Below are 4,741 nucleotides of genomic sequence, written 5' to 3' on the forward strand. Positions count from 1 at the left end.
GACCCGAACGGCACGATACCTAACTTCATATCGGTGCCCACTATCGCCGAGGCTACTTCATTCACGGTTCCGTCGCCGCCAACGGCCACTACCATCTCGAATTTGTTTACCGCATCCCGGGCTATTTCCCTGGCATGCGAAACACTGTCGCTAAAAAGAATAACAGGCGTTAATGCATTTGCATCAAGATGTTTTTCTATCAGTTCAGGAACCCCTTCCTTTTTCTTCCCGCCCGATATCGGGTTTATAATAAATAACGCTTTCCCTTTCAACTAAATATATTTTCTGGCGCCAAAAGTAAATGTATTTTCGGCTTTGTAAAAATTGTTTTAATTTAGCGGCCTGAATGTGGACTGATTTAATTGTACCGTTCCAAATTCTAATGCCTTAATACAGGTAACGGAAAATACAGCGGTCTGGATTGCAACCACGTAAAAAAGTGCTAAAACCATGCTTCTTTTTACTACAATCCCCTTAAATCATAATTCTTCATTTTTACGTTTAAATAAAAAATTTGGCAGAGGCATCATAAAAATACCTTTTTGCTGTTAAGTTAAAATTTATCCAAAAAAATTTATGTCATACTTATTTACCTCAGAATCCGTATCAGAAGGACATCCGGATAAAGTTGCCGACCAGATATCGGATGCATTAATAGATCAATTTTTAGCCTTCGACCCCGAGTCGAAAGTGGCCTGCGAAACATTGGTTACTACCGGCCTGGTTGTTTTGGCCGGCGAAGTAAAATCAAAGGCTTATCTTGATGTTCAAAAAATTGCCCGCGAGGTGATCAATAAGATCGGCTATACCAAAGGCGAATATATGTTTGATGGTAACTCATGCGCGGTGCTTTCCGCTATTCATGAGCAATCACCGGATATCAACCAGGGTGTCGACCGTTCGGCAAAAGAAGAGCAGGGCGCAGGCGACCAGGGGATGATGTTTGGTTATGCTACCGTTGAAACCGATAATTATATGCCGCTGGCACTGGATATTGCCCATGCACTATTAATTGAGCTGGCTGCTATCCGGCGCGAAAACACTGATATCAAATACCTTCGTCCTGATGCAAAATCGCAGGTAACGCTGGAGTATGATGATGACAACAAACCGGTAAGGATTGATGCCATTGTGATCTCAACCCAGCATGATGATTTTGACGAAGAAGTTGCGATGCTGAAAAAGATCAATGATGATATTATCAGTATCCTCATCCCGAGGGTAAAAGCCAAATATCCAAAATATGCCCATTTCTTTGGCGATGGCATTAAATACCATATTAACCCAACCGGCAAATTTGTGATCGGCGGCCCGCATGGCGATTCAGGCTTAACAGGCCGTAAGATCATTGTGGATACCTATGGCGGCAAAGGCGCACACGGTGGCGGCGCGTTTTCAGGTAAAGATCCTTCGAAAGTTGACCGTTCGGCAGCTTATGCTACCCGCCATATTGCCAAAAACCTGGTTGCGGCCGGTGTTTGCGATGAAGTTTTGGTACAGGTATCATACGCTATCGGCGTTGCACAGCCAATGGGTATTTATATCAATACTTACGGAACTGGAAAAGTTGGCCTGAACGATGGTGAGATCGCCAAAAAAGTTGAGTCGATCTTTAACATGACCCCATACGCTATTGAAACACGCTTTAAACTGCGTAACCCCATATACAGCGAAACTGCCGCTTACGGCCATTTCGGTAAACCAAGCAAAGTAGTAACCAAAACGTTTGTAAGCCCGGAAGGTACCGTGGTAACCAAGGAAGTGGAACTGTTTACCTGGGAAAAACTGGATTACGTAGATAAGGTGAAGGCGGCTTTTGACTTATAAGAAACATTAAAAGCGAGCGCTTGTTTGTTGCGCAACACGTGCAACGCCCTGCAACAAAGCGTTGATTGTTAGTATTTTAACTACTGACAAGATTTTGTCACTGACAGGATCTTGTCAGCAGTTTTGACCTTGTTGCAATGCACCGGAGCAATTTTTGACAACTTTTCAAAAGATGTCAAATCTGATCATCCACTCCCAAATCGGCCAACAACCTTTCAACCTCATTATCATACTTTTCCGTAAAGCCGAATTTCAGCGCCAGCTTAAAATTTTTCCGGGCTTCAGTTTTATCTCCTTGTTCCATAAAAATAATGCCTTTATTGCGATAGGCATAGCTGTTGCCTTTGTCCAGTTTCAGCGAGCAATCAATCAAAGCCAGCCCCTCGTTCAGGTCGCCAAGGTTGTATTTCGTAAATCCCAGGTTATTTTGCGGGTATGGCGCATTGGGATTTTCTTTTATTGCCTTTTCAAAAAACGGCATGGCCTCTGTATACCGTTTTTGCCGCAGCAGGTTAAATCCCCTGTTATTTAGAAACAGATCATTTTTCGGTTCTTCCAATAACAGGCCATCAAGCAAAGCAGCGGCTTCGGGATAATTCCCTTTAACATCGAGGAGATACGATAAGTTAAACTTATGGCCTTTTTGATCAGGTTGCTCTTTTAAAAGTTCCGTTAACAGGTCAATTGCAGCATCGTTCTCCTTCAATTTTATTTTATTATAGGCCATCCAGGCCCTGAACATTGCATTGCCCGGAGAAAACGCCAGCGCAACCTGGCAGCTTTTGACTGAATCGTTGTATTGGCGGTAGTGATACAGATCAACGGCGTTCGTATACAATTGACCCAGCTTTTTCTTTTTGGACCAAATTGCGGAGAAAAAAATCTCCATTCTGGTATAGGCCTTATCCCGGATGGGTTTTAGCAGACGCGGGAACTGTTTTATTTCTCTTTTAAAATAGGGCAATGTAATATCAGTGATAGTCATGCCAGCCTTGTTAAATGCGCTAGTAACTTCGTTATCACAACTTAATATCGCCAGCAATACATGGACTGTATTTATATTGGTTTCATTGTTGATCGGAGCTATTTTTAGCGCATGTTTGAGAACACGCTCAGCCGACAATGTTAATGGGATAGAACCTTTCTTTCTGCTTTTTGCCGGATACGATTCTTTTACCTTCTTTTCCCATTGGTCCGTATCAAATTGTATGAGGTAATCGGATGCCATGCACTTTTGTTTTAGTATGGCAAGGAAAATGTGATCGTAATTGATAAACCCATGCTTCCACAAAATAGCTAAATCCCTTGAACTGGCAATCGCCGGTTTTAAATCCTCGCTAATATTATTATTCGGCATGAATTGTTACTTTATATGGGGGCTTGCTTATTTATTCGTTCAAATTATATGAAACACCCTGTGGTCGCCAAAAAGATATAAAATCGCGACCGAAGGGGGAATAGATTTTTCATAAGCAGCATGCGAACCAACAGATTTGTCAACTTTTCAAAAGTTGACAAATCTGTTGGTTCGCACATTGGTTCTGAGCAAACTGATTTTTTTTAACCCCAAAAATTCCGCCCCGTCTGTCCAACATCTTTTGGGCGACCCTTGTGGTCGCCCAAAAGATAGGCGGGTTACGCTGAACAGCCCCATGTGGTCGCCTAAAGACAGGCAGTCTCTGATGGTCGGTAAGAAAAACAAAACGATAATATTGGGACAATGGCAATTAATCCAGGGGCGACCACAAGGGTAGCCCCTACGTGTATTTGTTTAATAATGCCATTAAACCTGCGCGCGCTTTATGGGTTCTTCCCCATCACTTCAAACACCACCTTCGTATCCGCATACACCTGCCAAAGCTTAATTTTTCCATCTTCAACAATGGCTTTCCACGCGGCGGGCAGGCGCCAGTAGTTTTCGTTATTTGGCGTTTTAAGACTTTTATAGGTGCCGCCGGCAAAACCGAAAGCGGCTACAGTACCGCTATTTTCAAAAATATCGGTCAGTTCAATGTGGTAATCCGGGAATAGTTGAAAATAGCCTGCCCAACCTGCTTTCATTTTGTCGCGGCCCTCAATGCGGTTACCATGGGCATCCACAAAAGTGTGCTCTTCAGCCATCATGGAATAAATCCTGTCGACATCATGGCTGTTGATCGCCTCGGCAAAATAAAAAACAACCTGCTTATTCATGGTGATATTTTAACGAACAAAGGGTTCGCTGTTTAAATTGATGGGATTTTCATAATTGATTTAAACATAGTCCAGTGTAAAGCTAGGTAATAACTACTTAATTAACAAAGGCTTAATCGGGAAATAAGTAAATGGTTTTAGTAAGCTTTTGGCCGCGCGAAAACAAGCACTACATTTCCGTTAATTACTCAGCACAATCGAATTAACAAAACTATCGTGGCCATGGTTACTCATCCCGTCCTTAGCAACTGTTGATACACTGTACAGTTTATCGCCTATAATAAACATCAATAAATCATATTTTTTCTTTTTTGCATCAAAGCCTATGGAAGAGTAACTTGTAAAACCTTTCCAGGTACCGATTACAAAATCCGGAAAATCAACTTCGGGCAGGCCTTGTTTAATGCCGGTTTTTAGCTGGTCAGCAAATTCCCGGGTGGTTTTCATAGGCGCCAAAGCAACCGAATCGAGGTTGGCTACCACCTGGAAATCAACTATGGTAAAAATATAAGCAATACTGTCTTTATCTACTGCAATAAAACTGCCGGGTGTCAGTTCTTTAGGTTCGTTGGGGAATTTAAGAGAAATCCGGTTATCACCTTTATGGGTTACCCAGCTATCCTGGGCCTGTACTACTGATATAGTTATAAACAGGCTAACAACGAGTAAGTAAATGTTTTTCATCATATAAAGCTAATGTGAAATTTGAGATAAAAAAAGA

Annotated in this window: 5 protein-coding genes; 1 reads left to right on the forward strand and 4 read right to left on the reverse strand. The window is 42.2% G+C overall.

Annotated elements, in window-relative coordinates; all coding sequences use genetic code 11:
* Window positions 1-272: diacylglycerol kinase family protein (locus tag QZY09_RS07930; protein ID WP_295670683.1), on the reverse strand; the 272-nt coding region annotated here is incomplete at its 3' end.
* A 304-nt stretch (window positions 273-576) separates the two neighbouring features.
* Here QZY09_RS07930 and metK point away from each other — a divergent pair.
* Window positions 577-1,827: a methionine adenosyltransferase gene (metK, locus tag QZY09_RS07935; RefSeq protein WP_295670686.1), complete on the forward strand. Its 1,251-nt coding sequence runs from the start codon at window positions 577-579 to the stop codon at window positions 1,825-1,827.
* A gap of 175 nt (window positions 1,828-2,002) precedes the next feature.
* Here the strand turns inward: metK and QZY09_RS07940 are convergent, their stop codons facing one another.
* The 3 genes from QZY09_RS07940 to QZY09_RS07950 form a co-directional block, all read right to left on the reverse strand.
* Window positions 2,003-3,184 (reverse strand): tetratricopeptide repeat protein, encoded by a 1,182-nt coding sequence (locus QZY09_RS07940; protein WP_295670690.1) that lies wholly within the window; start codon window positions 3,182-3,184, stop codon window positions 2,003-2,005.
* 443 nt (window positions 3,185-3,627) lie between these two features.
* Window positions 3,628-4,020, reverse strand: a complete 393-nt coding sequence (locus QZY09_RS07945) for a nuclear transport factor 2 family protein (protein ID WP_295670692.1) — start codon at window positions 4,018-4,020, stop codon at window positions 3,628-3,630.
* A 180-nt stretch (window positions 4,021-4,200) separates the two neighbouring features.
* Window positions 4,201-4,707: a hypothetical protein gene (locus QZY09_RS07950; RefSeq protein WP_295670695.1), complete on the reverse strand. Its 507-nt coding sequence runs from the start codon at window positions 4,705-4,707 to the stop codon at window positions 4,201-4,203.
* Window positions 4,708-4,741 lie beyond the last annotated feature (34 nt).

The organism is uncultured Mucilaginibacter sp. (genome assembly GCF_903913935.1).
In the GTDB taxonomy this organism is placed as follows: domain Bacteria; phylum Bacteroidota; class Bacteroidia; order Sphingobacteriales; family Sphingobacteriaceae; genus Mucilaginibacter.

Excerpts from the sequence above, each read along its gene's own strand:
- QZY09_RS07940 (WP_295670690.1), bottom strand. The coding sequence starts at position 3,184 with ATGCCGAATAATAATATTAGCGAGGATTTAAAACCGGCGATTGCCAGT.
- QZY09_RS07950 (WP_295670695.1), bottom strand. The coding sequence starts at position 4,707 with ATGATGAAAAACATTTACTTACTCGTTGTTAGCCTGTTTATAACTATA.
- metK (WP_295670686.1), top strand. The coding sequence starts at position 577 with ATGTCATACTTATTTACCTCAGAATCCGTATCAGAAGGACATCCGGAT.
- QZY09_RS07945 (WP_295670692.1), bottom strand. The coding sequence starts at position 4,020 with ATGAATAAGCAGGTTGTTTTTTATTTTGCCGAGGCGATCAACAGCCAT.